The following is a 25,730-nucleotide window of genomic DNA, read 5'->3' as shown; positions in this document are numbered from 1 at the left end:
CCGCCGCGCGGCGGCGCCCTGCCCCGCACTTGGCTCAAAGGGCAGGCGTCAGACCGGACAAGCGCCCCCGCAGGGCCAAGGCCAACGCAGCCAGGCCGACACTCAGCGCGACAAGGTGGATTGTCGGCACCAGCCCGATCAGATCGACCAGCCACCCCAGCAGGAACGTGCCCAGCGTCGCCAGCCCCCAGAATGCCGTCTGCTCGACGGCAATGACCGATCCGCGCAGGGTGTCGGGGCAATTGCGGATGTATTTTCCATAGACCATCGCCTTGCCCAGCTTGACCATGCCCAGCACCGCGACCAGCACGCACAGCCAGGCAAACCCCGGTACCAGGGGCAGCGTGACCAACGCACAAGCATATCCGCCCCAGACCAACAGCGCGATCCGCCCCGGGTGGCCGATCCGCCGGGAGAGTCGGCCAATCGCCCAGGTCGCCGCAATCGCACCCAGCCAGCTGGACACCGTCATGACCGCCAGCAGGTCGCCATATCCCGGAAAATTGGCACGCAGCGCCAGCGGCAGCAGGATATACCCGACCGGGACCACCAACAGCCCCAGCATGGCGCTCGACAGCAGGATGTCGAAATTCTCGGGGCACTCTCGAAAATGCGCCCACAGGCGGCGAAGCGAGGGCCTCTCGGACAGCTCCGGTTCCGGTGCCCCCTGCCGGGTTGCGGGCTGAACCGGGCGCAGACTGGCCGCGCTTGCCAGCATCAACAGACCATTAACCCCGAACCCGCCCACCGCGTGCAGCAAGGGCAAGGTCAACCCGGTCAGGTTCCCCGCCAGCTTGGCCATGTTGTGGGCATTGGCGGCCAGCAAGGCGTTCTCCTGCGCCCGGCGCGGGGTCGCATCGGGGATGAACGTGTCGATGGCCGGGTTCGACACCGCGCTAACCACCCCCGCCGCCAGACAATAGGCAAAGAACAGAACCGGCACGAAGCCAAAGACGTGATCCAGCACCCCATACCCGATCAGCAACAGACCGAACAACACGGTCGCCGCGCGGAAACTGCGCCGCGCGCCGATACGGTCGGTCAGGATACCCCCGGCGATGGTGAACAGCAGAAAGGGTGACAGAACCAGGGCCTGATAGAACCCGATCTGGCTGGCGGGCAGGCCAACGTGAAAGGCCATGTACCAGGTGAACAACACCGTTTGCAGCCCCTCGCCCCAATGCCAGAACCCATAGGCGCGAAGAAAGGAAGAATTGCGCATCGCAAGGCCTTTATCTCAATACGTTGCCGAATTATGATTCTTTATCTTAAAATTGATTGCTAAATTGAGATGAGTCAATGAGCGAGACAGCGCCGCGGCAAACAACTCCGATCATCGGCACCCGCATGCGCGAATTGCGCAAAGCGCGCGGGCTGACCCTGAAGCAACTGGCGGCGGCAACCGGTCTCTCGATCGGATATCTCAGCCAGCTGGAGCGGCAGGCTGCTGATCCGTCGGTGCGCGCACTGAATGTGATCAGCACGGCGCTTGGGGTGGGGATCAACTGGTTCTTTCCCGATCCCGACACCGTCAGCGACCCCGAGGCCGATCTGGTCGTGCGCGCGGATCGCCGCCGCACCCTGCGCTTCTCCTCGGGGGTCCGGGACGAGTTGATCAGCCCGAACCTGTCGGGGCAACTGGAACTGATCGTGACCACATTCGACCCGGGCGCTGGTTCGGGGGCCGAGCTTTATGCGCACCGGGGCGAAGAGGCGGGTTTCATCGTCGAAGGCCAGCTCGAGGTGACCGTGGGCGCGCGCCTCGTCACGCTCGGGGTTGGCGATACCGTACAGTTCGCCTCGACCATCCCGCACCGGTATCACAACCCGGGGCCGGGCCGCACGGTGATGATCTGGGCGGTCACACCGCCTTACTATTGACCGGCAGAGGGGTGCAAAACCCTCTTTCCATTCCCGCAAGGCGCTGTATAACCTGACCCCATGATCAACCGCGCAGACATATCCCTGACCGGCAGCGCCATTTCTGGCGCCGCTCTGCGTGGCCTACTGATCCTAATCCGCCTCTGAGCGTGCCCTTTCGGCGCGCCCGCTCAGAGGAGGAGTCTTGCGCGCCATTTGGCTTAGGACAGATACGAAAGTTACCGACATGACCCATGTGACCGACCAAGACCGCGTCTTGATCTTTGACACCACCTTGCGCGACGGTGAGCAGAGCCCCGGCGCCACCATGACCCATACCGAAAAGCTCGAGATTGCCGAGATGCTCGACGAGATGGGCGTGGACATCATAGAGGCCGGCTTCCCCATCGCCTCCGAAGGGGATTTCAAGGCGGTAAGCGAGATCGCCAAACGCGCGCAGAACAGCCGCATCTGCGGGCTGGCACGCGCCAATTTCGCCGATATCGACCGCTGCTGGGAGGCGGTGAAACACGCCGAAAAGAACCGCATTCACACCTTCATCGGTACCTCGCCGCTGCACCGCGCCATTCCGAACCTGACCCAGGACGAGATGGCCGAGAAGATCCACGAAACCGTCAGCCACGCCCGCAACCTGTGCGACAACGTGCAATGGTCGCCGATGGATGCAACCCGGACCGAGTGGGATTACCTCTGCCGGGTGATCGAGATCGCGATCAAGGCCGGCGCCACCACCATCAACATCCCCGATACCGTGGGCTATACAGCCCCCGCCGAAAGCGCCGATCTGATCCGGCGGCTGATCGAAACGGTGCCGGGTGCCGACGATGTGATCTTTGCCACCCATTGCCACAACGACCTGGGCATGGCGACGGCCAACAGCCTCGCCGCCGTCGCCGGTGGCGCGCGTCAGATCGAATGCACCATCAACGGTCTGGGCGAACGCGCCGGCAACACCGCGCTGGAAGAGGTGGTGATGGCGATGAAGACCCGCCACGACATCATGCCCTGGCGCACCGGGATCGACACCACCAAGATCATGGCGATCTCGCGCCGGGTGGCGACCGTGTCCGGGTTCAACGTGCAGTTCAACAAGGCCATCGTGGGCAAGAACGCATTCGCCCATGAAAGCGGCATCCACCAGGACGGGATGCTGAAGAATCGCGAGAATTTCGAGATCATGCGGCCCGAGGATATCGGCCTTTCCGGCACCTCGCTGCCGCTGGGCAAGCATTCGGGCCGGGCGGCGCTGCGCGACAAGCTCGAACACCTTGGCTACGAGGTGGGCGACAACCAGCTCAAGGACATCTTCGTTCGGTTCAAGGAACTGGCCGACCGCAAGAAAGAGGTGTTCGACGACGATGTGATCGCGCTGATGCGCTCGGGCGAGAATGCCGAGCAGGACCATTTGCAACTGGTGTCGATGAAAGTGATCTGCGGCACCGGTGGCCCGGCCGAGGCGACGGTCGAGATGGAAATCGACGGCAAGGATGTCAGCGCCACCGCGCATGGCGACGGGCCGGTGGATGCCAGTTTCAAGGCGATCCGCGCGTTGCATCCCAACGAGGCGCATCTGCAGCTTTATCAGGTGCACGCGGTGACCGAAGGCACCGACGCCCAGGCGACTGTCAGCGTGCGGCTGGAAGAGGATGGCATGATCGCCACCGGCGAGTCGGCCAATACCGACACGGTGGTGGCAAGCGCCAAGGCCTATATCAACGCGCTCAACCGTCTGATCGTGCGGCGCGAGAAGGCCGGTCCCGGCGCCGATGCCCGCGAGATCAGCTACAAGGACCTGACCTGACGCCCGAGCGGGTCGGAATTCTGCAAGAATTCCGAAACGGAAAACTTCGTTTTCCGGGCCGTTTTCCGGCTCGGAAAACGGCGCCCCTCTCAGAGCTGGGCGAACAGGCCCGAAAGGCGTGCCGCCTCGTCGGCAAGTCCGAAGGGCGCATTGATCACGAACATGCCCGACCCGACCATCCGGTGCCCCTCGCGGGCGGGCGCAAAGCGGACCTCGTGCCGCAGAACCCTGGGCAGGTCCAGCCGCTCCAGCGCCGCCAGCATCACCTTGTGCCGTTCATCGGTCAGGATCGGGTACCAGAGCGCGATCACGCCCACATTCCACTTGCGATGCAGCTGCGCGATCACCGCCGGTATCCGGTCATAGTCGGATTTCACCTCATAGCTGGGATCGATCAGCATCATGCCCCGCCGAGGCTCGGGTGGCAGCAGCGATTGCGCCATCTCGACCCCGTCCCGCCGGTAGACCCGTGCCGGATATCCCGCCATCGCCTGTTCCAACGCTGCGTGTTCCTGCGGATGCAGCTCGGCCAGGTGCATCATATCACCGGGCCGAAGCAGATGCGCCGCCACCAGCGGCGAGCCGGGATAGGCCATAGCGCCGTGATCCGTCCGCACAGCTGCCAGCACCCGCGTCATCGGATGGGCCGGATCGAACCATGCCGCCCCTTCGGCCCGGCCGATCCCGGCCCCCGCCTCGCCCGTGCGCACCGCCTCGGCCGCATCCAGGTGATAAAGTCCACGCCCGGCATGCGTTTCCAGATAGCTCAGCGGCTTGTCCTTGCGCGTCAGATAGTCAAGCGCCAGCGCCAGCAGCGCATGTTTCTGGACATCGGCCAGGTTCCCGGCATGATAAATGTGCTGATAAGATAGCATTTGCCTGTCCTGCCCCCGCGTCATATGTCTCGGCGCGGCGGATTGGTGCTGACCCGCGCAGAATCGGCCCTTTTCCACAGTGCCTGCGCGCCCTATAAGTCAATCGGCCCCGAGCCGTCGAGTCGCGGGCAATCGCAACAATCGAGAAGAGCAGGATCAACCGCAATGGGGTTCTTTGACAATTTGAGTGGTCTGTTCGCAGCGGACATGGCCATCGACCTGGGAACCGCCAACACGCTGGTCTATGTCAAGGGACGGGGCATCATCCTGTCCGAACCCTCGGTGGTGGCCTATCACGTCAAGGACGGGGTCAAGAAGGTTCTCGCCGTGGGCGAGGATGCTAAGCTGATGCTGGGCCGAACCCCGGGCAGCATCGAGGCGATCCGCCCGATGCGCGAAGGCGTGATCGCCGATTTCGACACCGCCGAAGAGATGATCAAGCATTTCATCCGCAAGGTGCACAAACGCTCGACCTTCTCGAAACCCAAGATCATCGTCTGCGTCCCCCATGGCGCCACCCCGGTGGAAAAGCGCGCGATCCGTCAGTCGGTGCTGAGCGCCGGCGCCCGCCGCGCGGGCCTGATCGCCGAACCCATCGCGGCGGCCATCGGGGCCGGCATGCCGATCACCGACCCGACCGGCAACATGGTTGTCGATATCGGCGGCGGCACCACCGAGGTGGCCGTCCTGTCGCTGGGTGACATCGTCTATGCCCGCTCGGTCCGCGTCGGCGGCGACCGGATGGACGAGGCGATCATCAGCTACCTGCGCCGTCAGCAGAACCTGCTGGTGGGCGAAAGCACCGCCGAACGCATCAAGACCTCGATCGGAACCGCGCGCATGCCCGATGACGGGCGCGGCCAGTCGATGCTGATCCGGGGTCGCGACCTGCTCAATGGCGTGCCAAAGGAGATCGAGATCAGCCAGGCCCAGGTGGCCGAGGCGCTGGCCGAACCGGTGCAGCAGATCTGCGAGGCGGTGATGACCGCGCTGGAGACCACGCCGCCCGATCTGGCAGCCGATATCGTCGACCGGGGCGTCATGCTGACCGGCGGCGGTGCGCTGCTGGGCGATCTTGACCTGGCCCTGCGCGAACAGACCGGGCTGGCGGTTTCGATTGCCGATGAAAGCCTGAACTGTGTGGCACTCGGCACCGGCAAGGCGCTGGAATACGAAAAGCAGCTGCGCCACGCGATTGACTACGACAGCTAAGCCGCGCAGGATCCGGGGGTAACTGGCGGTCTAGGCGGCTGCCATCCGGCGGCTCGGACGATTGGCGGAAAGGACCTCTTTGGCACGCGACCGCTCACAGCGCGAGGACTATGCCGGCCCCCTGCGCCGCCTGTTGCTCGGGGTTCTGCTGCTGTGTCTGCTGGGCATCTTTCTGGTCTGGCGCATCGACAGCCCGCGGGTCGAACGCTTCCGCGCCCAGGTCGTCGACACGGTCATCCCCTCGATGGACTGGGCCATGGTGCCGGTCACCGGCACCATCAACCTGATCCGCGATTTCCAGAGCTATCAGCGGCTGAGCGAGCAGAACCGCGAGCTGCGCAGCGAGCTGCGCCAGATGCGCGCCTGGAAAGAGGCCGCGCTGCAACTGGAACAGGAAAACGCCCGGCTGCTGGACCTGAACAATGTCCGCCTCGATCCGCGCCTGACCTATATCACCGGCGTAGTGATGGCCGATAGCGGCTCTCCCTTCCGGCAATCGGTGCTGCTGAACGTGGGCGCGCGCGACGGGATCGTCGATGGCTGGGCCGCGATGGACGGGATCGGGCTGGTGGGCCGGATCTCGGGCGTGGGGCAATCCTCGGCCCGGGTCATCCTGCTGACCGACGCGGCCAGTTCGATCCCCGCCACCATCCAGCCCTCGGGGCAGACCGCGCTGATCACCGGCGACAACACCGCTGCCCCGGTGGTCGATTTCCTGGAGAACCGCGAGCTTGTCCGTCCCGGCGACCGGGTGGTCACCTCGGGTGATGGCGGCGTGTTTCCCGCCGGTCTCTTGATCGGACAGGTGGCCGAGGACCGGACCGGGCGCCTGCGCGTACGCCTGTCGGCCGATTACGAACGGCTGGAGTTCCTGCGCGTGCTGCGTCATCACGGCACCGAGAAGATCGAAGATCACGGCGACGTGGTCGGCCCACCGGCCCCCGCCGCGCCCGATACCTCGGCGCTGACCACCCCAGCGGAGGCCACCGATGGATAGCCTCGCGCCCTCGCGCATCTGGGTGATGCGCCTGAGCTATGCCGGTTTGGCGATGGTGATCCTGTTCTTTCACCTGCTGCCGCTGGATACCTTGCCCAAGCGCTGGGCCTCGCCCGATCTGCTCCTGGCGCTGACACTGGCCTGGTCGCTGCGCCGACCCGATTTCGTGCCGCCGCTGTTGATCGCCATCGTGATCCTGCTGGCCGATCTGCTGCTGCAGCGCCCGCCCGGCCTGCTGGCGGCGCTGACGGTGGCGGGCACGGTGTTCCTTCACAGCCGTTTCGGCAATCATGGCGAGACCGGCTTTGTCGCGGAATGGTTGGCGGTGGCGGTGGTGCTGATGGCGATTGCCCTGCTTTACCGGATCGTGCTGGCGATCACCTCTGTCGATCAGGCGCCGCTGTTCCTGGTGGCCTCGCAACTGGTGCTGACCATCCTTATCTATCCTCTGGTAGCCGGGGCCAGCCAGGCGGTGTTCGGCGTGCGCCATCTGACACCTGCGGATGCCGAGACTCTGGGAGCGCGCTGAGATGAGACGGTCGGCCCGTGACATGGACAAGGTACAGCGGGTTCTGACCCGCCGCACCCTGCTGCTGGGCGGGATACAGGCGGCCTTCATCGGCGGGTTGGCGATGCGCATGCGCTATATGCAGGTCGATCAGGCCGATCAGTTTCGCCTGCTGGCCGAGGAAAACCGGATCAACATCCGCCTGATCCCGCCGTCCCGGGGCGAGCTGTTTGACCGCAACGGTGCCATCATCGCCCAGAACACCCCTTCGTATCGGATCGTCATGGTGCGCGAGGACGCGGGCGATGTGGATGCGGTGGTTGCCAATCTGCAGCGTCTGATCCCGCTCGATCCCGAGGAACTGGACCGCGCCCTGGCCGAGATGCGCCGCTCGCCGCCCTTCCTGCCTGTTACCCTGGCCGACCAGATCAGTTGGGAACATATCTCGAAAGTGGCGGTGAACGCCCCCGCCCTGCCCGGCATCACGCCCGAGGTCGGCCTGACCCGGGTCTATCCGCAGGCCAGCGATTTTGCCCATGTGGTGGGCTATGTCGGCCCGGTCAGCGACTATGACCTGAGCCAGATACAGGACCCTGAACCGGTGCTGCGCATCCCGCGCTTTCAGATCGGCAAGGTCGGGCTGGAGGCCAAGCAAGAGGATCTGCTGCGCGGCAAGGCCGGCGCCAAACGGGTCGAAGTCAACGCCAATGGCCGCGTCATGCGCGAGCTGGACCGGCGCGAGGGCAAGCCCGGCGCCGATCTGCAGCTGACCGTGGACTCGGCGCTGCAATCCTATGTGCAGGCAAGATTGGGACAGGAAAGCGCGGCTGCCGTGGTCATCGACTGCGAAACCGGCGACCTGCGCGCCATCGCCTCGGCCCCCAGTTTCGATCCCAACCTGTTCGTGCGTGGCATCTCGGTGGCCGACTACCGGGGCCTGACCGAGGACCCCTATCGCCCGCTGGCCAACAAGTCGGTCCAGGGCGCCTATCCGCCCGGCTCGACCTTCAAGATGATCACCGCGATGGCGGCGCTCGAGGCAGGGATCACCAACCCCGAGGAGACGGTCTATTGCCCCGGCTTCCTCGAGGTCAGTAACCGCCGTTTCCATTGCTGGAAACGCGGCGGCCACGGCCATATGAACCTGGAAGAGTCGCTGGAGCAGAGCTGCGACGTCTATTACTACGACGTGGCGCTCAAGGTCGGGATCGACAGGATCTCGGCCATGGCCGAGGAGTTCGGCCTGGGCGTCCGCCACGATATCCCGATGTCCGCCGTGGCGCGCGGGCTGGCCCCCAACCGCGACTGGAAGGCGCGCGTGCATGGCCAGGACTGGCTGGTCGGCGATACCGCCAACGCCTCGATCGGTCAGGGCTTCATGCTGGCCTCGCCGCTGCAACTGGCGGTGATGACCGCCCGGATCGCCACCGGGCGCAAGGTGGCGCCGCGGCTGGTGAAATCCATCGACGGGGTCGAGCAGCCCTCGGGCGCGGGCGAGCCGCTGGCGGTGAACCAGGCCAACCTGCGCCGCCTGCGCAAGGGCATGTACGCGGTCAGCAACAATCGCCGTGGCACCGCCTATCGCAGCCGCATCCTGGCCGATGACAACCGGATGGCGGGCAAGACCGGCACCAGTCAGGTCCGCAACATTACAGCCGCCGAGCGTGCCGCCGGGGTGATCCGCAACGAGGACCTGCCCTGGGAACGCCGCGACCATGCGCTGTTTGTCTGCTTCGCCCCCTTCGACAACCCGCGTTTCGCGGTGTCGGTGGTGGTCGAACATGGCGGCGGCGGCTCGACCGCGGCGGCGCCGATCGCCCGCGACATCCTGCTTCAGGCGCTCTATGACGGGTTCCCGCCACTCGAGTCCTATCCGGCCAAGGACCGCAGCCGGATCGAGGCGCAGCAGGAACGGCTGCGCCGCGAGTTGCGCCCGGTCACCCGGCCCGAGGACAAGGACCGCGCATGAGCTATCTTGAGTATACGGTCAAATCGACACCCAGCGGCCTGCGCAAGATTCTCTACATGAACTGGCCGCTGACGCTGCTGTTGATCTCGGTCGCCTCGGCCGGTTTCCTGATGCTCTATTCCGTCGCCGGCGGCTCGTTCAGCCCCTGGGCCGAACCGCAGATCAAGCGGTTCATGGCCGGGCTGGTGGTGATGACCGCGGTGGCGATGGTGCCGATCTGGTTCTGGCGCAACATGGCCGCCGTCGCCTATGGCGGATCGCTGGTGTTGCTGGTCATGGTCGAGCTGTTCGGCGCCGTCGGCATGGGCGCCCAGCGCTGGATCGACCTGGGTTTCATGCGCCTGCAACCCTCGGAGCTGACCAAGATCACCCTGGTGATGGTGCTGGCAGCCTATTACGACTGGCTGCCGGGCAAGAAGACCTCGCGCCCGCTCTGGGTGCTGGTGCCGGTGCTGATCATCCTGGTCCCCACCGCGCTGGTGTTGAAACAGCCCGACCTGGGCACCGCCATCCTGCTGCTCTCTGCGGGTGGGGCGTTGATGTTCCTGGCCGGGGTGCATTGGGCCTATTTCGCCGCCGTCATCGCGGCGGGCGTGGGGCTGATCACGGCCGTGTTCAAAAGCCGTGGAACCGATTGGCAATTGCTCAAGGATTATCAGTTCCGCCGCATCGACACCTTTCTGGACCCGTCCTCGGATCCGCTCGGCGCCGGCTATCACATCACCCAGTCAAAGATCGCGCTGGGGTCGGGCGGCTGGTCGGGGCGGGGCTTCATGCAGGGCACCCAGTCTCGGCTGAACTTCCTGCCCGAAAAACATACCGATTTCATCTTTACCACGCTGGCCGAGGAGTTCGGCTTTATCGGCGGTATTTCTCTGCTGTCGCTCTATGCGCTGATCATCGCGTTTTGCGTGGCCACCGCGCTTGCCACGCGCGACCGGTTCTCCTCGCTTGTGACACTGGGGATCGCGGTCAATTTCTTCCTGTTCTTTGCGGTTAACATGTCGATGGTGATGGGGCTCGCCCCGGTGGTCGGGGTGCCGCTGCCGATGGTCAGCTATGGCGGTTCTGCCATGCTGGTGCTGCTGGTGGCGTTCGGCCTTGTGCACAGCGCCCATATCCACCGGCCCCGCTGACCTAGTGAAAGGCTCCCTGATGCCCGCAAATGTGCTCTTTTCCGCGCGTTCCGAACTTTGGCCCGTCTATCAGCCGCTGATCTCGACCTATCTCCGTGAAATGGGCATCGACTTTGACCTGCGCAGAGACTTCCCACCGGAGGAGGTCGACTATGTCGTCTATGCCCCCAATGGCGGCCTGCGCGATTTCACCCCCTTCACCCGGCTCAAGGCGGTGTTGAGCCTCTGGGCCGGGGTCGAGAGCATCGCGGACAATCCCACCCTGACGGTGCCCTTGGCGCGGATGGTCGATCACGGGCTGACCCAGGGCATGACCGAATGGGTGGTGGGGCATGTGCTGCGCTACCATCTCGGGATGGATGCCCATATCCACGGGCTGAACGGCGACTGGCGCCAGGACGTGCCACCACTGGCCAGCCAGAGGCAGGTCACCATCCTGGGCCTCGGCGCGCTGGGAGAGGCCGCCGCGCGCGCCCTGAGCGCACTCGGCTTCCAGGTCACGGGGTGGAGCAGATCGCCCAAGGAACTGCCCGGCATCGCCTGCCTGCATGGGCCGGACGGGCTGGACCAGGCGCTGGCCCGCGCCGAAATCCTCGTTCTGCTGCTGCCCAGCACAGCGGCAACCGAAAACACGCTTAATACCCAAACGCTGGCCCGCCTACCCCGGGGCGCCCGCATCATCAATCCCGGACGCGGGCCGCTGATCGACGACGACGCCCTGCTTGCCGCGCTTGACAGCGGGCAGGTGGGCCATGCGACGCTCGATGTGTTCCGCATCGAACCGCTGCCCCGCGATCATCCCTATTGGGGACATCCCAATGTCACCGTCACCCCGCATATCGCCTCGGAAACCCGTCCCGAAACGGCAGCACAGGTGATCTGCGAGAATATTCGCCGGGGCGAAAGCGGCGAGATGTTCCTGCACCTGGTCGACCGCAGCCTCGGCTATTGACCCTGCGCCCCTTCATTTCACCGAAAACACGCCCGCCGGAGGCGAGATTTTTCGACGAAAAATCTCAGGCCGCGATCAATCCGCGGCCTTTGAGCAGGGCCTCGACCCCCGGCAAGCGGCCCCGGAAGGCCAGATAGAGGTCCTCGGCATCGCGCGACCCGCCTGTCGACAGGATATGCCGCTCCAGCGCTTCGGCCCGGTCCGGGTCAAAGGCACCGCCCGCCTCCTCGAACGCGGCAAAGGCGTCGGCATCCATCACCTCGGACCACATATAGCTGTAATAGCCCGAGCTATAGCCATCACCGGCAAAGACATGCGCGAAATGCGGGGTGGCGTGCCGCATGCCGATGGCATGGGGCATCCCCAGCTCCGCCAGCACCTCGGCCTGTTTCGCCATCGGATCAGACGGCGCCGGGCCGTCGTGAAACGCCAGGTCCACCAGGGCCGAGGCGACATATTCCACCGTCTGGAACCCTTGGTCAAAATTGGCCGCGCCCAACACCTTTTCCAGCATCTCGGCGGGCATCGGCGCACCGGTCTCGGCATGGGTGGCGAACTCGGCCAGCACCTCGGGCACCTCCAGCCAATGCTCGTAAAGCTGGCTGGGCAGTTCCACGAAATCGCGCGCGACCGATGTGCCCGACACGCTTTCATAGGTCACATCCGACAGCATCTGGTGCAGCGCGTGGCCGAATTCATGAAACAGAGTGCGCGCGTCATCATAGCTCAGCAGCGCCGGATCGCCCTTGGCGAAGTTGCAGACGTTGATCACCACCGGCGCCTGGGTGCGCGGGAACTTCGCCTGCGCCCGCATCGCCGAGCACCAGGCGCCCGAGCGTTTCGAGCCGCGCGCGAAATAGTCGCCGATAAAGACGGCCACATGCCGACCATCCCGTGTCACCTCCCAGGCCCGGCAATCGGGGTGATAGAGCGCGATGTCGAGCGGGCGGAACTCCAGCCCGAACAGGCGGTTGGCACAGGCAAAGGACGCCTCGATCATGCGGTCGAGCTGCAGATAGGGTTTCAGCGCCGCTTCATCCAGATCATGCTCGGCCTTGCGCCGCCGTGCCGCGTAATAGTGCCAGTCCCAGGGTTCCAGCGGGCCGTTGATCCCGTCCTCCTGCATCATCGCCGTCAGCACCTCGGCATCCGCCTCGGCCCGCGCGCGGGCGGGTGCCCAGACCTGCATCAAGAGATCGCGCACCCGGTCGGGGCTACGCGCCATCTCGGTTTCCAGCTTGTATGCGGCGAAACTGTCATAGCCCAATAGCGCCGCGCGCTCCTGGCGCAGGGTCAGGGTCTCGGTCGCGATGGCGCGGTTGTCGGTCTTGCCGCCATTGGCCCCACGCGCCACCCAGGCGCGATAGGCCCGCTCACGCAGATCGCGGCGCGGCGAGAATTGCAGGAACGGCACGATCAGCGAGCGCGACAGGGTCACCACCGGGCCTGCGGCCTCTTTTTCTTGCCCCGCCGCGCGGGCGGCGGCGGTGACGAAATCAGGCAGCCCCTCCAGATCGTCCTCGGACAGGTCCATGAACCAGTCGCGCTCGTCCGCCAGCAGGTTCTGGGTGAATTCGGTACCCAGCACCGCCAGTCGCGCCTTGATCTCTTTCATCCGCGCTTCAGCCTCACCGCTGAGCGCCGCGCCCGCACGGACAAAGCCACGATGGGTCAGCATCAGCACCCGCTGCTGTTCGTCGCTCAGTTCGAGATCCGCGCGCGCCTCCCACACGGCGGCGACGCGGGCGAACAGCGCCTTGTTGGCCGAAATCTCGGAAAAATGCGCCGCCAGCTGGGGCGAGAACGCGCGCTGCAATTCTTCGCGCGCCGGATTGCTGTCCGCACCCGCCACGGTAAAGAACACGCCCAGCACCCGGTCCAGCGCGCCGCCTGCCGCCTCGAGCGCCTCGATCACATTGGCAAAGGTCGGCGCCTCGGGGCTGTCGGCGATGGCGGCGATCTCGGCCCGGTGTTCGGCCAGCGCCACCTCCAGCGCCGGGGCGAAATCGCTGTCTGCGATCCGGTCGAACGGGGCGATGTCGAACGGGGTCTGCCAGTCGGCAAGGATGGGATTGGTCATGCGGCTCTCCTTTGTCCGACAAGCTAGGAGCGCGGGCCGCAATGGTCCAGAGGTGCCAGCGCGAAACCGGGTTGCATCCCGTTCGTTGGCCCCGCAGGCTCGGCCGCGAGGAGGAGACACTATGACAAAGACCAACCGCCCGGCGGGCCCGATGACCACCGCAATTCACGCCGGAGAGGCCCCGGATCCGGCAACGCTGGCCTCGGCACCGCCGATCCACATGTCCTCGACCTATGTGTCCGAGGATGTGCTGGGCTTCTCTGCCCATGACCTGACGCCGCAAAGCCCCTATGCCTATTCGCGCTGGGCCAATCCAACCGTCGCGATGCTCGAGGCCAAGATCGCCGCGATGCAGGGAACCGAGGCCTGCCTGTGCACCGCGTCGGGCATGGCGGCGGCGGCGGCGATCTTCTTCACCTTCCTGTCGGCAGGCGATCATGTGATCGTATCCGATGTCTCTTATGCGGGCGTGGCGGAACTGGCGCGCGACACGCTGCCCCGGATGGGGATCGCGGTCAGCACCGTGGACATGTCCGACCTTGCCGCCGTGGCGGCGGCGATCCGGCCCGAGACCAGGCTGATCCATACCGAAACGCCGGTGAACCCGATCGGGCGGCTGACCGACCTGGCCGCGATCTCGGCCCTGGCACGGCAGGCAGGCGCGCTGTTGAGCTGTGACGCCACCTTTGCCTCGCCCCTGGGAATGGACACGGTTGCACTGGGCGTCGATCTGACCATGCATTCGGTCACCAAATACATCTGCGGCCATGGCGATGCGGTGGCGGGTGCGGTCTGTGGCCGGGCCGATCTGGTCTCGCGGATGCGGGTCGAGGCGGCGATCCATCACGGCGGGGTGCTGTCACCCTTCAACGCCTGGCTGATCGCGCGCGGCGCCGCCACGCTGCCGCTCAGGATGAAGGCGCATGCGGCGGGCGCACATGCGGTGGCCGAGTGGCTGGAGGCCGATCCCCGCGTCGGTCGGGTGATCTATCCCGGCCTGCCATCACATCCGCAGGCGGAGCTTGCCGCGCGGCAGATGTCGAACATGTCGGCGATGATCTCGTTCCAGGTGGGCGATGCCGCCACGGGCGAACGCCTGGCCCGGCAGATGATCGAGCGGCTTGAGGTGATCCATTATGCCGTGTCTCTGGGCCATCACCGCAGCCTGATCTTCTGGATGGGGACCGAGGGGCTGATGGAAACCTCGTTCCGGCTGGAGGGCGCCCAACTGGAAGCCTATCGCGCCTATGCGGGCGACGGGATTTTCCGCCTGTCGGTGGGGCTGGAAGACCCCGAGGACCTGATCGCCGATCTGGATCGGGCGATCGCCTAACCTCGACAGGCCGGGGCGCAGGCGGAAACCCGCCATATTGATCTGGGTTAAGGCAGGCCCCGCGCGGGTCTGCCAGACTCGGGCCGGTAACCGTGACCGGGAGAGAAGAGATGGCCAAGACAGAAACAACCAAGATCACCCCCGCCTCGTTCACCGAGGTGTTGAAATCCATGCAAGGACCGGTGTCGATGACATCGCTGGTCAAGCCGCAGCTGGAACAGTTCTGGGACGCGCAGGAGAAGCTGCTGGCCGAATCCGAGCGCTTTACCCGCCATTGGTTCGAGCGCCGGCACGAGGCGATCCGCACCGCGCTGGACGCAGCGCGCAGCGCCACCGCCGCTGATCCGGCCAATCCGGCCCAGGCGATGGAAACCGTGATGGACTGGCAGCGCCATTCGGTCGAACGGCTGGTCGAGGATGCGCGCGAGTGGTTCGACACCGTCTCGCGCTGTGCCGATTACGTGTCCAAGACCGAGGCCGAGGCGGTTGGCGAAACGCTGAACGAAGCCCAAGATCTGGCCCGCAAGGCGACCAAATCGGCGAAATCCGAGCCGGTCTGATCCAGGTCTGATCCAGGCCGGGGAGGCTCCCGCCCCCGCGCAGGCATCAAAGATGCCCACTGGCGGCGTTGGGCCCGGCGCCGGGCGCCCAACGGGCCCCCGGCGCGGTTGCCGTGTGTTCAACCGATATCCTTGCCCACCCGCGCCGCATGGCGATAGAGAAGCATCCGACCGCGATAGTCCAACAGGCGCAGCAGGTATTCGTGCAGGATTTCCTTTCTACGGTCGTGGTGGTCGCGCAGCGACTCGTAGGGCGATGGGACAGGCCGAAATGCACGATCTCGTTGCGCAGGGTAACAAGGCGGCCAGACCGTTTCCAAATAGGTCCGCATCGCGGCGCCGTCACGAATGGGCAACAGAGGACGTAAATAGATTGCCTGCCCCATCGGGTGCAGGGGTTGGCGTCCGCGACCGCCGAACCGGTAGCTGAGCGGCACCACCTGCGACTGCGCCGCCAATGACAACAGGCGGCAGAGATCGTCGCTCACCCGCTCGCCCTCGGCAAAGCTGCGCACACCGGAAATGGCAAGTTGGGTGGACGGGATCAGCCCGCCACCACGCGGGCGCTGCGCGACGATCTGGCGGTCCTGCGTCAACTCCACCCGGTAGCGGCCCAGTGTCAGCCTGTGGCGGTTCCACGACCAGCCGCCATCGGGATAGTCGCTGCGCAGGTCCCCGACCCCGAGATAATTGGCCAGTTCGGCGTGAAACGTTTCTGTGCTCATCTCGCGTCGGCGACCTCGGGCCGGGTCACCCCTGGCCGCAAATCGGGCAATCGGCCCGGCGGCTGAGCCGAATCTTGCGGCTTTCGCCATAAAGCGCGTCATAGATCAGCATTTCACCCTTGAGGGGCGCTCCGGCATCGGTGATCAGCTTGATCGCCTCGACCGCCATCATCGCCCCCACCACGCCGGGCAAGGGGCCGATCACCCCGGCCTCGGCACAGGACGGCGCCAGCCCGGGCGCGGGCGCCTCGGGAAAGATGCACTGGTAACAGGGCGTATCGCCTGCCGGGTGAAAGACGCTCAGCTGCCCTTCCCATTGCGACAGCGCCCCCGAGATCAGAGGCTTGCCCTGTGCCACCGCCACTTGGTTGGCCAGATAGCGGGTGGTGAAATTGTCGGTCCCGTCCAGGATCAGATCGTAATCGGCAAACAGATCGGCCGCGATCTCTTCGGTCAGGCGCCGGTGATAGGGGCGCACGGCTATCGCCGGGTTCTGCGCCAGCATGGCGGCCTCGGCCGAAAACACCTTGGGCTTGCCGATATCGGCATCGCGGTGGATCACCTGCCGTTGCAGGTTGGCGTTCTCGACCACATCATCGTCGATCACACCGATGGTGCCGACCCCTGCCGCCGCCAGATATTGCAGCGCGGGCGCGCCCAGCCCCCCGGCCCCGATCACCAGAACCCGCGCCTGCTTCAGCCGCTTCTGCCCTGGTCCGCCCAACTCGCGCAACACGATATGGCGGGCGTAACGGTCCAGCTCGGTCTCGGTGAAACTGCCGGGTTTTGCCGTGGTCTCGGCAGGTCGGCCCTGCGCGCGCGCCTTGAGCCAGGCGACCCCGCTGCCATAGCCAAAGGCCAGAAGGGCAAAGCCGCCAATCAGCAGCCAGAGCGCAGGCGACCCGCCGGTCGCCGCGCGCAGCGGGTGCGACACAGGCAAGGCGAATTGCAACATCAGAACAACGGCAAAGAGGGCGCAGAGCATCACCAGCCGGGCCCGGCGGGACACGCCCATCACATGGCCCATGGTCCAGAGACCCGCCGCCAGTGCCAGCACCAGCAGCATCAGCCGCGCCCTGTCGAGCCGAAACCGCCCGCCCCGCGTTCTGTTTCACCCAAGGCTTCGGTCAACTCGAACCGGGCCTGCACCACAGGGGCCACCACCAGTTGGGCGATCCGCTCGCCATGGACCACCTCGAACGGCTCGGCGCCCGCGTTCAGCAGGATTACCCCAAGCGGCCCGCGATAATCGCTGTCGATGGTGCCAGGCGTGTTGGGCAGGGTGATCCCGTGTTTCAGCGCCAGGCCCGACCGGGGGCGGATCTGAATCTCGTAACCTGCAGGGATCTCGACGCGCAGTCCGGTCGGGATCAGCGCCCGCCCGCCCGGGGCCAGCGTCAGCGACCCGCGATCAGGCAAATTGGCCCGGATATCGGCCCCCGCCGCGCCGGTCGTCTCGTAAGACGGCAGCGGTACCTGCGTATCCGCCCCCGCATCCCGGATCACCCGAATGGCAACCATGTCGACCCTTCCTGTTCCATTGCGCCTCCCGCGCGGCGCGCGAGATTTTTCGGCGAAAAATCTCTACCCCACCAAGGTCTCGGCGATGCGCCGGGCCAGACGGTCGGCAACCGCCTCCTTGCTCATGCGCGGCCATTCCTCGGCCCCCTCGCCGGTGATCAGGATCACCGCATTCTCGCTGCCGCCCATGATGCCGGTGGCCGGGCTGACATCATTGGCCACGATCCAGTCACAGCCCTTGCGCAGCCGCTTCGCAGTGGCATTCTCGATCACGTCATTGGTCTCGGCGGCAAATCCCACCACCAGCGGCGGGCGGCCTGCTTCCATCCGGCTCACCCGTTTCAGGATGTCCGGGTTCTCGGCAAATTCCAGCACCGGCAGCCCGTCCCTGGACTTCTTCAGCTTGCGGTCCGAGGCGCTGGCCACGCGCCAATCGGCAACCGCCGCCGCAAACACCCCTGCATCCACCGGCAGGGCCGCATCAACGGCGGCGTCCATCTCGCGCGCGCTTTGAACGCGCACCACCTCGACCCCATCCGGGGGCGGTACGTCAGCCGGGCCGGTAACAAACACGACCTCGGCGCCCAGCGCCGCCAAGGCACGCGCCACCGCTGTTCCCTGCGCACCCGAGGACCGGTTGGCGATGTAGCGCACCGGGTCGATCGGCTCATGCGTGGGGCCCGAGGTCACCAGCACCCGCTTGCCCTTGAGCGGCCCGTCGCCCAGCGCCGCCTCGATGGCGGCCACGATTTCCAGCGGTTCCGACATCCGCCCCGGCCCGTATTCGCCGCAGGCCATGTCGCCCTCGTTCGGCCCGATGAAACGGATGCCATCCGCCGCCAGCTGCGCGTGGTTGCGCCGTGTCGCCGGATGCTGCCACATGCGCACATTCATCGCCGGAGCGATCAGCACCGGGGTATCCGTTGCCATCAAAAGGGTCGAGGCGAGGTCATTGGCCAGCCCCGCCGCCATCTTGCCCATCAGATCGGCGGTGGCGGGCGCCACCACCACCAGATCGGCCGAGCGCGACAGCTGGATATGGCCCATCTCGGCCTCGTCGGTCAGGTCGAAAAGCGCGCGATAGACCTTTTCTCCCGCAAGGGCCGAGACCGAAAGCGGCGTCACGAACTCCTCGGCGGCACCGGTCAGCACCGGCGTCACCGCTGCGCCGCGTTCGCGCAGCCGCCGGATCAGGTCCAGCGTCTTGTAAGCGGCAATGCCGCCACCGATGATCAGCAGGATGCGTTTGGAAGCCAGCATGGCGCGCGTCTCCGAAAACCCGGGTCGGCCCTGAACTTAGGCCCGCCGCCGGTCAAGCGCCAGCACAAAACCCCGGGCCTCAGCTCTTGTCGAAAGCGGCACAAGGGTCTTCACGCGGGGCGGCGGGGCTGTCGATCACCGCATCGAACCGGCCCTCGATAAGGCCACCTTCGGACTGGCCCAGCACATAGACGCGCAGGCCCGGGGATATCCGGGACAGAAAGACCGGGATGCCCCGGTCGGCCCGCGCGTGGCCATTGCCGGTGATCACCGCGACCGGGCCGCCTGTTTCATCCTGCGCCCGCAGGATGGCCCGCGCCAGCACCGCGTCGCGCAGGCGCTGGATCGCCACCAGCTGTGGCAGCATCTCGGGCGGCATCGCGTTGCAATGGGCAGCCTGCTGATCGGCCTCGCGCGCGGCCTGATCCGCCTCGGCCAGCGGCACGGTCAGACCAAAGCGCGCGGCATCCGCGCCCATTGCGGCGGCGGCCCCGGTCTCCATTGCCGCCCGCGCCGCGGCCCGCGGCACCAGCGCGCCATAAACGGGCGCATCCGCCGCCTCGAAGACCGGTAGGTACATCGCCAGCGGTGGCCAGCCCAGCTCCGCCCATTGCAGGATGCGTTCCAGCTCGGCGGGATCGTTCACGGCCTTGCGTCTGAGGCGCTGGGCACCCTCCTCGGTCAACATCTCCCAAACTACGGCACCCGGTTGAAGCGCGGCAATTGCCTCGGCCTGCACCAGATGGTGACGCGGGTTGTCATGGGTCTCGCCCAGGATCACCACGTCAGCCTGCCGCATGGCCGCAAGGATGTCCTCGGGGATCAGCTCACCGGCGGATGCCGCCCGCAACGGGGCGATCAAACACAGGGCCAGCGCCAGGCCCGCGGCAAAAAACTGTTTCATACCAGGAAGTGTTGCACCTCGCGCGAGCGCGCTTCAAGGCTCTTGCGCATCTTGGCAAAGGCCGCCGCTTCCAACTGCCGCACCCGCTCCTTGCTCAGCCCCAGTTCATCGCCCAGGCTTTCCAGCGTGCGCGGCTCGTCACGCAGCTTGCGCTCGCGCACGATGAAGCGCTCGCGCTCGTTCAGCGCCTGCATCGCCTCGATCAGCCAGTCGCGCAGCTGTTCGGTATCGTGCCGGTGGGCCACCAGTTCGGCGGCCTGCTCGCTCTCGTCCTCAAGCGCCTCGATCCATTCGCGCCCCTCCTCGTCCGAGGCCTGGGTCGCGTTCAGCGAGAAATCCGAGCCCGAAAGCCGGCCCTCCATCATCTCCACATCGCGCAGCGGCACCCCGATTTCCGAGGCGATCATCTGGTGCAGCTGATGCCGGTCCAGCGCCAGCCCGTCGGTGGCGGCCTCGCGCTCCAGCCGGGCCTGCACCCGGCGCATGTTGAAAAACAGCGATTTCTGGCTTGAGGTCGAGCCTGTCCGCACCATCGACCAGTTGCGCATCACATAGTCCTGGATGCTGGCCTTGATCCACCAGACCGCATAGGTCGAAAACCGCACGCCCCGATCCGGGTCGAACTTGTCGGCGGCCTTCATCAGGCCCAGACCGGCCTCCTGGATCAGGTCGTTCATCGGGGCGCCATAGCGTTTGAACTTGGCCGCCATCGAGATCGCCAGCCGCATATAGGCGGTGATCAGGCGGTGCAAGGCGGCCTCGTCGCGGTGGTCGCGCCAGGCATAGGCCAGGGCCAGCTCGGTCTCGGCATCGAGCAGTTCGGCCTTCATCGCCTGTCGGGACATGCGTTTGTCCTGCGGGTCGTTCAGTGCCATACATCTCTCCCCAAATGTCCGGCGCTCAGCTTGACTTTCCCTGAGCCGTCCTCCCCATTACGCACGGATTGCGCGGATGGATCACCAGAAAGGTAGGAATGTTGTATCCCAAATTCACCTTGGTTCTGGGCGGTGCGGCATCGGGCAAGTCGTCATTTGCCGAACAGATGGTTGTTTCCACTGGAAAATCCCGTGTTTATTTCGCCAGTTCACAAGTTTTTGATGCCGAGATGCAGGCCAAGATCGACCGGCATCTGGTCCAGCGCGGGCCGGGTTGGACCACGATCGAGGAACCGCTGGAGCCCGGCCCGGCCCTGTCCGCGCTGAGTGCGCGGGATATCTGCCTGTTTGACTGCGCCACCATGTGGCTGAGCAATCACTTGCTGGCCGAGGGCGATCTGGACGCCGCGCAGGAACGGCTGATGGCCGCGATCCGCCATTGCCCGGCGCAGCTAGTCATGGTCTCGAACGAGGTGGGGCACGGCATCGTGCCCGAAAACGCACTGGCGCGCCGGTTCCGCGAGGCGCAGGGGCGGCTCAACATCGCGCTGGCGGCCGAGGCCGATCTGGTCGTGCTGGTGGTCGCCGGGCTGCCCTTGGCGCTTAAGGGGCAGTTGCCGTGACCCGCCTACATCTGGTCCGTCACGGCCCCACCCATGCAAAATCCATGGTCGGCTGGTCCGACCTGCCCGCCGATCTGAGTGATACCGGCTTTCTGACCCGCCTCGCGGCGCATCTGCCGCCACAGGCGCTGGTCGTCTCGTCCGACCTGCGCCGCGCCGCCGATACCGCCAGCGCCATCCAGGGTGACCGCACCCGCCTGCCGCACCGGGCCGCGCTGCGCGAGATCCACTTTGGCGCCTGGGAACTGCGCCGCTTTGCCGAAATCGAGGCCGAGGATCCCGAACATATCCGCGCCTATTGGGAAACCCCCGGCGATGTGCGCCCGCCTGGCGGTGAAAGCTGGAACGAGGTCTGTGCCCGCGTCGATGCCGAGATCGACGCGCTGATCGCCGCCCATCCCGGTGCCGATCTGATCGTGGTCGGCCATTTCGGCATGATCCTGACCCAGGTGCAGCGCGCGCTGCGGCTGGAAGCCGACCAGGCCTTTGCCCACCGGATCGACAACCTGTCGGTGACCGAGATCACGCGCCTGCCGCAGGGGTGGGAGGTCGGGCGGATCAATCATCTGGTGTGATGCTACGCCGCACGAAACGTCGATTTACCGGCGATTTGCCTGCCGCGTAACGTGCCGCTCATGACATATGATCTTTATATCGGCGACCGCAGTTTCTCCAGCTGGTCGCTGCGCGGTTGGCTGATGCTTGAGAAATTCGGTATCCCCTATCGCTCGCATCTGGTGGGGCTTTATTCCGGCACCATGGCCGCCGATCTGGCGCCCGTGGCTCCGGCACGACAGGTGCCGGCGCTGCGCACACCCGACGGCATCGCACTGGGCCAGAGCCTCGCCATGGCCGAGACCCTGGCCGAGCGGCATCCCGAGGCCGGGCTGTGGCCCGCAGATCCCGCCGCCCGCGCCACCGCCCGCTGGCTGTGCGCCGAGATGGTGTCGAGCTTCACCGCCCTGCGCGGCGAATGCCCGATGCAGCTTCTCCATTGCTACGAGGGGTTTCAGCCCGGTGCGGGAACGCTGGCCGATCTGGCGCGCATCGAAACGCTCTGGTCGCATGCCAGGGCGGTGTCGGGCGCCGCGACAGGGCCGCTCTTTGGTACCTATTCATTGGCGGATGTGTTCTATGTGCCGGTCGCCGCGCGCATCATCGGTTATGGCCTGCCGGTTAGCGCTGCGGCGCGGGACTATTGCCTGTTCCTGCTCGGCGATACCGCCGTACGGCAATGGCGGGCAATGGGGCTGACGGTGCGCTACGATCCGATGCCTTATGGGCTGGACCTGCCGGTGCGGGATTGGCCCGTGGGCACCCCCGGCGCCGCGCGCGCGGTCGAGGCCGGCCCCTCGGTCAACACAGCCTGCCCCTATTCCGGCGATCCGGTGAGCGATTTCCTGGAACTCGATGGGCGCGTCTGGGGGTTCTGCAACGCGTTCTGCCGTGACAAGACGGTGGCCGATCCCGGCGCATGGCCGAAATTCACCGCGATGGTGGCCAAGGGTTAACCATTCTTAAACCTGCCTCGGGGTAGCAACGAAGCGTTAACCAAGAGGCAGGTTCCACATGGTCGCCCGCGCCCATACCGTTGCGTTTCAGGGGGTCGAGGCCCGCCCGGTCGAGGTGCAATGCGCCGTCACGCCGGGCCTGCCCGCCTTCTCCATTGTCGGCCTGCCGGACAAGGCGGTGTCCGAGGCGCGCGACCGGGTGCGCAGCGCGCTCAGCGGCATGGCCATCGCGCTGCCATCGAAACGGATCACCATCAACCTGTCCCCCGCCGACCTGCCCAAGGAGGGCAGCCATTTCGACCTGCCCATCGCGCTGGCCTTGCTGGCCGCGCTGGAGATCGTGCCCGCAGATGCCGCGGAGGCGACGCTGGCGCTGGGGGAACTGTCGCTCGACGGGTCGTTGGTGCCGGTGGTTGGCGCGCTGCCCGCCGCGATGACGGCAGCTGCAGAGGACTGGCTGCTGCTCTGCCCCGAAGCGTCCAGCGCCGAGGCGGCCTGGGTTGACGCGGCCAAGGTGATCGGGGCCACATCCCTATCAGCGGTGGTGCGCCATTTTACCGGGCAGGCCCCGATCGACGCAGCCCGCCCCGGAGAGGTCAGCGCCGCCGCCTTTGAGCGCGATCTGCGCGAGGTCAAGGGACAGGAACGGGCCAAACGGGCGCTGGAAATCGCGGCGGCGGGCCGACATCACATGATCATGATCGGCACACCCGGGTCGGGCAAATCCATGCTGGCCGCCCGCATCCCCGGCATCCTGCCGCCATTGACCCCCGTCGAGGCACTGGAAACCTCGATGATCCATTCGCTCTGCGGCCTGCTCGACCAGGGCGGGATCAGCCGCACCCGGCCGTTTCGCGAACCCCATCACACCGCCTCGATGGCCGCGATTGTGGGCGGCGGCAAGGGCGCGAAACCGGGAGAGATCAGCCTGGCCCATAACGGGGTGCTGTTCATGGATGAATTCCCCGAGTTTCCGCGCACCGTGCTGGAAACCCTGCGCCAGCCAATCGAGACCGGCGAGGTGATGGTGGCGCGCGCCAACGCCCATGTGAAATATCCCTGCCGGTTCATGCTGGTGGCGGCGGCCAATCCCTGCCGCTGCGGCTATCTCAGCGATCCGGCGCGGGCCTGTGCCCGGGTGCCCGTCTGTGGCGAAGACTATCTGGGTCGCATCTCGGGACCCCTGATGGATCGGTTCGACCTCAGGATCGAGGTGCCACCAGTGGCCTTCACCGATCTCGACCTGCCGCCCAGCGCCGAAGGCTCGGCCGAGGTGGCGGCCCGGGTGGCGGCGGCGCGGGCGGTTCAGACCGCGCGCTTCGGCGGCCATCCGACATTGCGGCAGAATGCCGATGCCGAGGGCAAGGCGCTGGAAGAAATCGCCACGCCGGATGCCGAGGGACGCGATCTATTGCTCACCGCCGCCGACCGGTTCGGCCTGTCGGCGCGCGCCTATCACCGCATCCTGCGGGTGGCACGCACCATCGCCGATCTTGCCGGAGAACCCGATATTCGCCGCCCCCATATCGCCGAAGCGCTCAGCTTTCGGGTATCAGCCAAGGCATTGAATTGAGGGTGCCGGAAAACGACTCGTTTTCCGGGCCGTTTTCCGCGACGGAAAACGGCCGCCTGCCGCACGCTCAGAGCTTGGCCTCGATGGCTTCCCAGATACGACCGGCGATGTTCCCCCCATCGAAGCGCTCCAGTTCCTGAATACCGGTCGGCGAGGTCACGTTGATCTCGGTCAGATAGTCGCCGATCACGTCGATCCCGACAAAGATCTGTCCCTTTTCCCGCAGGAGCGGGCCGATGGCGGTGCAAATCTCGCGGTCGCGGTCGGTCAACCCGATCTTCTCGGGCCGCCCGCCCACGTGCATGTTCGACCGCACCTCGCCCTCGGCGGGCACCCGGTTGATGGCACCGACGGCCTCTCCATCGACGAGGATCACCCGCTTGTCGCCCTTGCGCACATCCGGCAGGTATTTCTGCACGATCAGCGGCTCACGCGAGAACCCCACGAACAATTCGTGCAGCGACGACAGGTTGCGGTCATTCTCGTCCAGACGGAACACGCCAGCACCGCCATTGCCATAAAGCGGCTTCAGGATGATGTCGCCATGTCGGGCCTTGAACGCGCGGATGGTGTCCAGATCACGCGCGATGGTGGTGGGCGGGGTCAGCTCGGGGAAATTCAGAACCAGCAGCTTCTCGGGATAGTTGCGCACCCAGAACGGGTCGTTGACCACAAGCGTCTGCCCCTTGAGCCGGTCCAGCAGATGGGTCGAGGTGATGTAATGCATGTCGAACGGCGGATCCTGGCGCAGCCAGACCACATCGAATTCGGCCAGATCGACCTCGCGCAGCGGCCCAAGAACGGCCGGGTCGCCAGCCACGCGCTGCACGGTCATGTCATGCCCACGCGCGGTGATCCGGCCCTCTTGATAGGCCAGTTGATCAGGGCCGTAATAGAACAGCTCATGCCCACGCGCCTGCGCCTCTTCGGCCAGCCGGAAAGAGCTGTCGGCATTGATGTTCACGGCCCCGATCGGGTCCATCTGAAAGGCGATCTTCATGGCAAGTCCCTCTATCGATTGCCCAGATACATGGCGCAGAGGGGCAGTGGGTTCAATGGCGATCAGCCATGACCAAAGGCATTCTCGACGATTTCAAGCCGACCGGTTCCATCGACAAGTGCCACATCAAAGCGCATCGGCGTCAGCTGCCCGTCGGGTTCCTCTGCCAGAAACTCGGCCGCGGCCGCATGCAGGCGTTTCATCTGGCGCGCACCCAGGCTTTCGGCGGCACGCGCGAAATCCCGGCTCTGCTTGACCTCGACAAAGACGACCTCGTCACCCGACCGGGCGATCAGGTCAATCTCGCCGCATCTGCCGCGCCAGCGGCGGCGGACCAGGTGATATCCGCGCCGCTCATAATCGCGCAGCACCGAATTCTCGGCCGCTTCTCCGGCCAGGTGATTTCGGGTCCCGCGCGATGCAAGCGCCTTCAT

The 25,730-nt window shown here is 65.9% G+C and carries 25 protein-coding genes; 14 read left to right on the top strand and 11 right to left on the bottom strand.

Features of this window, described 5'->3' with window-relative positions; genetic code table 11:
• Positions 1 to 34: 34 nt before the first annotated feature.
• Entirely contained in the window at positions 35 to 1,222 is a 1,188-nt protein-coding gene (locus SPO_RS02145; protein WP_011046185.1) for an MFS transporter, read from the bottom strand.
• A gap of 77 nt (positions 1,223 to 1,299) precedes the next feature.
• Between SPO_RS02145 and SPO_RS02140 the strand changes: the two genes are divergently transcribed.
• Together SPO_RS02140 and SPO_RS02135 are read left to right on the top strand one after the other, a co-directional pair.
• Positions 1,300 to 1,881, top strand: a complete 582-nt coding sequence (locus SPO_RS02140; protein WP_011046184.1) for a helix-turn-helix domain-containing protein — start codon at positions 1,300 to 1,302, stop codon at positions 1,879 to 1,881.
• 226 nt (positions 1,882 to 2,107) lie between these two features.
• On the top strand, positions 2,108 to 3,682 hold the full coding sequence (locus tag SPO_RS02135) for a 2-isopropylmalate synthase (protein ID WP_011046183.1): 1,575 nt from the start codon (positions 2,108 to 2,110) through the stop codon (positions 3,680 to 3,682).
• A gap of 89 nt (positions 3,683 to 3,771) precedes the next feature.
• Here SPO_RS02135 and SPO_RS02130 read toward each other — a convergent pair whose 3' ends face one another.
• The gene (locus tag SPO_RS02130; RefSeq protein WP_011046182.1) at positions 3,772 to 4,557 is read right to left on the bottom strand and encodes a 23S rRNA (adenine(2030)-N(6))-methyltransferase RlmJ; all 786 of its coding nucleotides are present in this window, start codon (positions 4,555 to 4,557) and stop codon (positions 3,772 to 3,774) included.
• Between the two features lie 165 nt (positions 4,558 to 4,722).
• On the opposite strand from SPO_RS02130, the gene SPO_RS02125 reads away from it, so the two are divergent.
• The 6 genes from SPO_RS02125 (at position 4,723) to SPO_RS02100 (ending at position 11,331) form a co-directional block, all read left to right on the top strand.
• Positions 4,723 to 5,769, top strand: coding sequence for a rod shape-determining protein (locus SPO_RS02125; protein WP_011046181.1), 1,047 nt, complete (start codon positions 4,723 to 4,725; stop codon positions 5,767 to 5,769).
• A gap of 79 nt (positions 5,770 to 5,848) precedes the next feature.
• Positions 5,849 to 6,766 (top strand): rod shape-determining protein MreC, encoded by a 918-nt coding sequence (gene mreC / locus SPO_RS02120; protein ID WP_044027828.1) that lies wholly within the window; start codon positions 5,849 to 5,851, stop codon positions 6,764 to 6,766.
• Positions 6,759 to 7,295, top strand: coding sequence for a hypothetical protein (locus SPO_RS02115; RefSeq protein WP_011046179.1), 537 nt, complete (start codon positions 6,759 to 6,761; stop codon positions 7,293 to 7,295). Before mreC ends, SPO_RS02115 begins: the two co-directional genes overlap by 8 nt.
• Position 7,296: 1 nt before the next feature.
• Positions 7,297 to 9,243 (top strand): penicillin-binding protein 2, encoded by a 1,947-nt coding sequence (gene mrdA / locus SPO_RS02110; protein ID WP_011046178.1) that lies wholly within the window; start codon positions 7,297 to 7,299, stop codon positions 9,241 to 9,243.
• Positions 9,240 to 10,379: a rod shape-determining protein RodA gene (gene rodA / locus SPO_RS02105; RefSeq protein ID WP_011046177.1), complete on the top strand. Its 1,140-nt coding sequence runs from the start codon at positions 9,240 to 9,242 to the stop codon at positions 10,377 to 10,379. The genes mrdA and rodA overlap by 4 nt, the downstream gene beginning before the upstream one ends.
• A 19-nt stretch (positions 10,380 to 10,398) precedes the next feature.
• A complete protein-coding gene (locus SPO_RS02100) occupies positions 10,399 to 11,331 on the top strand; it encodes a 2-hydroxyacid dehydrogenase (RefSeq protein WP_030003166.1) in 933 nt (310 codons plus the stop codon).
• A 64-nt stretch (positions 11,332 to 11,395) separates the two neighbouring features.
• Here the strand turns inward: SPO_RS02100 and SPO_RS02095 are convergent, their stop codons facing one another.
• Positions 11,396 to 13,411: a M3 family metallopeptidase gene (locus tag SPO_RS02095; RefSeq protein ID WP_011046175.1), complete on the bottom strand. Its 2,016-nt coding sequence runs from the start codon at positions 13,409 to 13,411 to the stop codon at positions 11,396 to 11,398.
• A gap of 121 nt (positions 13,412 to 13,532) precedes the next feature.
• Between SPO_RS02095 and SPO_RS02090 the strand changes: the two genes are divergently transcribed.
• A complete protein-coding gene (locus tag SPO_RS02090; protein ID WP_011046174.1) occupies positions 13,533 to 14,744 on the top strand; it encodes a trans-sulfuration enzyme family protein in 1,212 nt (403 codons plus the stop codon).
• A 110-nt stretch (positions 14,745 to 14,854) separates the two neighbouring features.
• Entirely contained in the window at positions 14,855 to 15,304 is a 450-nt protein-coding gene (locus SPO_RS02085) for a phasin family protein (protein ID WP_051420305.1), read from the top strand.
• Positions 15,305 to 15,423: 119 nt separating this feature from the next.
• Here the strand turns inward: SPO_RS02085 and SPO_RS02080 are convergent, their stop codons facing one another.
• The 6 genes from SPO_RS02080 to SPO_RS02055 form a co-directional block, all read right to left on the bottom strand.
• Entirely contained in the window at positions 15,424 to 16,029 is a 606-nt protein-coding gene (locus SPO_RS02080) for a hypothetical protein (protein WP_044027825.1), read from the bottom strand.
• A gap of 25 nt (positions 16,030 to 16,054) precedes the next feature.
• The gene (locus SPO_RS02075; protein WP_011046171.1) at positions 16,055 to 17,095 is read right to left on the bottom strand and encodes a HesA/MoeB/ThiF family protein; all 1,041 of its coding nucleotides are present in this window, start codon (positions 17,093 to 17,095) and stop codon (positions 16,055 to 16,057) included.
• On the bottom strand, positions 17,095 to 17,550 hold the full coding sequence (dut, locus tag SPO_RS02070) for a dUTP diphosphatase (protein ID WP_011046170.1): 456 nt from the start codon (positions 17,548 to 17,550) through the stop codon (positions 17,095 to 17,097). The genes SPO_RS02075 and dut overlap by 1 nt, the downstream gene beginning before the upstream one ends.
• A gap of 63 nt (positions 17,551 to 17,613) precedes the next feature.
• Positions 17,614 to 18,810: a bifunctional phosphopantothenoylcysteine decarboxylase/phosphopantothenate--cysteine ligase CoaBC gene (gene coaBC / locus SPO_RS02065; protein WP_011046169.1), complete on the bottom strand. Its 1,197-nt coding sequence runs from the start codon at positions 18,808 to 18,810 to the stop codon at positions 17,614 to 17,616.
• A gap of 79 nt (positions 18,811 to 18,889) precedes the next feature.
• Positions 18,890 to 19,714, bottom strand: coding sequence for a ChaN family lipoprotein (locus SPO_RS02060; RefSeq protein ID WP_011046168.1), 825 nt, complete (start codon positions 19,712 to 19,714; stop codon positions 18,890 to 18,892).
• Complete coding sequence (locus SPO_RS02055) at positions 19,711 to 20,589, bottom strand: RNA polymerase factor sigma-32 (RefSeq protein ID WP_011046167.1); 879 nt, start codon at positions 20,587 to 20,589, stop codon at positions 19,711 to 19,713. The genes SPO_RS02060 and SPO_RS02055 overlap by 4 nt, the downstream gene beginning before the upstream one ends.
• Positions 20,590 to 20,687: 98 nt before the next feature.
• On the opposite strand from SPO_RS02055, the gene cobU reads away from it, so the two are divergent.
• From cobU to SPO_RS02035, 4 genes are read left to right on the top strand one after another with little or no spacing between them, the layout of a single operon-like run.
• A complete protein-coding gene (gene cobU, locus SPO_RS02050) occupies positions 20,688 to 21,212 on the top strand; it encodes a bifunctional adenosylcobinamide kinase/adenosylcobinamide-phosphate guanylyltransferase (protein WP_011046166.1) in 525 nt (174 codons plus the stop codon).
• Positions 21,209 to 21,787: a histidine phosphatase family protein gene (locus SPO_RS02045; RefSeq protein WP_011046165.1), complete on the top strand. Its 579-nt coding sequence runs from the start codon at positions 21,209 to 21,211 to the stop codon at positions 21,785 to 21,787. Before cobU ends, SPO_RS02045 begins: the two co-directional genes overlap by 4 nt.
• A 60-nt stretch (positions 21,788 to 21,847) precedes the next feature.
• On the top strand, positions 21,848 to 22,723 hold the full coding sequence (locus SPO_RS02040) for a glutathione S-transferase (RefSeq protein WP_030003165.1): 876 nt from the start codon (positions 21,848 to 21,850) through the stop codon (positions 22,721 to 22,723).
• Between the two features lie 58 nt (positions 22,724 to 22,781).
• The gene (locus tag SPO_RS02035; protein ID WP_011046163.1) at positions 22,782 to 24,296 is read left to right on the top strand and encodes a YifB family Mg chelatase-like AAA ATPase; all 1,515 of its coding nucleotides are present in this window, start codon (positions 22,782 to 22,784) and stop codon (positions 24,294 to 24,296) included.
• Between the two features lie 67 nt (positions 24,297 to 24,363).
• Here the strand turns inward: SPO_RS02035 and gshB are convergent, their stop codons facing one another.
• The gene (gene gshB / locus SPO_RS02030; RefSeq protein ID WP_011046162.1) at positions 24,364 to 25,296 is read right to left on the bottom strand and encodes a glutathione synthase; all 933 of its coding nucleotides are present in this window, start codon (positions 25,294 to 25,296) and stop codon (positions 24,364 to 24,366) included.
• A 62-nt stretch (positions 25,297 to 25,358) separates the two neighbouring features.
• On the bottom strand, positions 25,359 to 25,730 hold the full coding sequence (locus SPO_RS02025) for a YraN family protein (RefSeq protein WP_011046161.1): 372 nt from the start codon (positions 25,728 to 25,730) through the stop codon (positions 25,359 to 25,361).

The sequence above is a fragment of the Ruegeria pomeroyi DSS-3 genome (assembly GCF_000011965.2).
In the GTDB taxonomy this organism is placed as follows: Bacteria; Pseudomonadota; Alphaproteobacteria; order Rhodobacterales; family Rhodobacteraceae; genus Ruegeria_B; species Ruegeria_B pomeroyi.
The sequence above is the reverse complement of the archived record's forward strand: the minus strand, read 5'-3'. Positions and strand labels throughout refer to the sequence as shown.

Bases quoted from the DNA above. Each gene is read 5' to 3' on its own strand.
- SPO_RS02125 (WP_011046181.1), top strand. From the start codon at position 4,723: ATGGGGTTCTTTGACAATTTGAGTGGTCTGTTCGCAGCGGACATGGCC.
- SPO_RS02140 (WP_011046184.1), top strand. From the start codon at position 1,300: ATGAGCGAGACAGCGCCGCGGCAAACAACTCCGATCATCGGCACCCGC.
- SPO_RS02025 (WP_011046161.1), bottom strand. From the start codon at position 25,730: ATGAAGGCGCTTGCATCGCGCGGGACCCGAAATCACCTGGCCGGAGAA.
- SPO_RS02130 (WP_011046182.1), bottom strand. From the start codon at position 4,557: ATGCTATCTTATCAGCACATTTATCATGCCGGGAACCTGGCCGATGTC.
- dut (WP_011046170.1), bottom strand. From the start codon at position 17,550: ATGGTTGCCATTCGGGTGATCCGGGATGCGGGGGCGGATACGCAGGTA.
- SPO_RS02060 (WP_011046168.1), bottom strand. From the start codon at position 19,714: ATGAAACAGTTTTTTGCCGCGGGCCTGGCGCTGGCCCTGTGTTTGATC.
- coaBC (WP_011046169.1), bottom strand. From the start codon at position 18,810: ATGCTGGCTTCCAAACGCATCCTGCTGATCATCGGTGGCGGCATTGCC.
- SPO_RS02040 (WP_030003165.1), top strand. From the start codon at position 21,848: ATGACATATGATCTTTATATCGGCGACCGCAGTTTCTCCAGCTGGTCG.
- gshB (WP_011046162.1), bottom strand. From the start codon at position 25,296: ATGAAGATCGCCTTTCAGATGGACCCGATCGGGGCCGTGAACATCAAT.
- SPO_RS02090 (WP_011046174.1), top strand. From the start codon at position 13,533: ATGACAAAGACCAACCGCCCGGCGGGCCCGATGACCACCGCAATTCAC.
- mrdA (WP_011046178.1), top strand. From the start codon at position 7,297: ATGAGACGGTCGGCCCGTGACATGGACAAGGTACAGCGGGTTCTGACC.
- SPO_RS02080 (WP_044027825.1), bottom strand. From the start codon at position 16,029: ATGAGCACAGAAACGTTTCACGCCGAACTGGCCAATTATCTCGGGGTC.
- SPO_RS02055 (WP_011046167.1), bottom strand. From the start codon at position 20,589: ATGGCACTGAACGACCCGCAGGACAAACGCATGTCCCGACAGGCGATG.
- SPO_RS02145 (WP_011046185.1), bottom strand. From the start codon at position 1,222: ATGCGCAATTCTTCCTTTCTTCGCGCCTATGGGTTCTGGCATTGGGGC.
- SPO_RS02035 (WP_011046163.1), top strand. From the start codon at position 22,782: ATGGTCGCCCGCGCCCATACCGTTGCGTTTCAGGGGGTCGAGGCCCGC.
- SPO_RS02075 (WP_011046171.1), bottom strand. From the start codon at position 17,095: ATGCTGCTGGTGCTGGCACTGGCGGCGGGTCTCTGGACCATGGGCCAT.
- SPO_RS02135 (WP_011046183.1), top strand. From the start codon at position 2,108: ATGACCCATGTGACCGACCAAGACCGCGTCTTGATCTTTGACACCACC.
- SPO_RS02085 (WP_051420305.1), top strand. From the start codon at position 14,855: ATGGCCAAGACAGAAACAACCAAGATCACCCCCGCCTCGTTCACCGAG.
- SPO_RS02095 (WP_011046175.1), bottom strand. From the start codon at position 13,411: ATGACCAATCCCATCCTTGCCGACTGGCAGACCCCGTTCGACATCGCC.
- SPO_RS02100 (WP_030003166.1), top strand. From the start codon at position 10,399: ATGCCCGCAAATGTGCTCTTTTCCGCGCGTTCCGAACTTTGGCCCGTC.
- rodA (WP_011046177.1), top strand. From the start codon at position 9,240: ATGAGCTATCTTGAGTATACGGTCAAATCGACACCCAGCGGCCTGCGC.
- cobU (WP_011046166.1), top strand. From the start codon at position 20,688: ATGTTGTATCCCAAATTCACCTTGGTTCTGGGCGGTGCGGCATCGGGC.
- SPO_RS02115 (WP_011046179.1), top strand. From the start codon at position 6,759: ATGGATAGCCTCGCGCCCTCGCGCATCTGGGTGATGCGCCTGAGCTAT.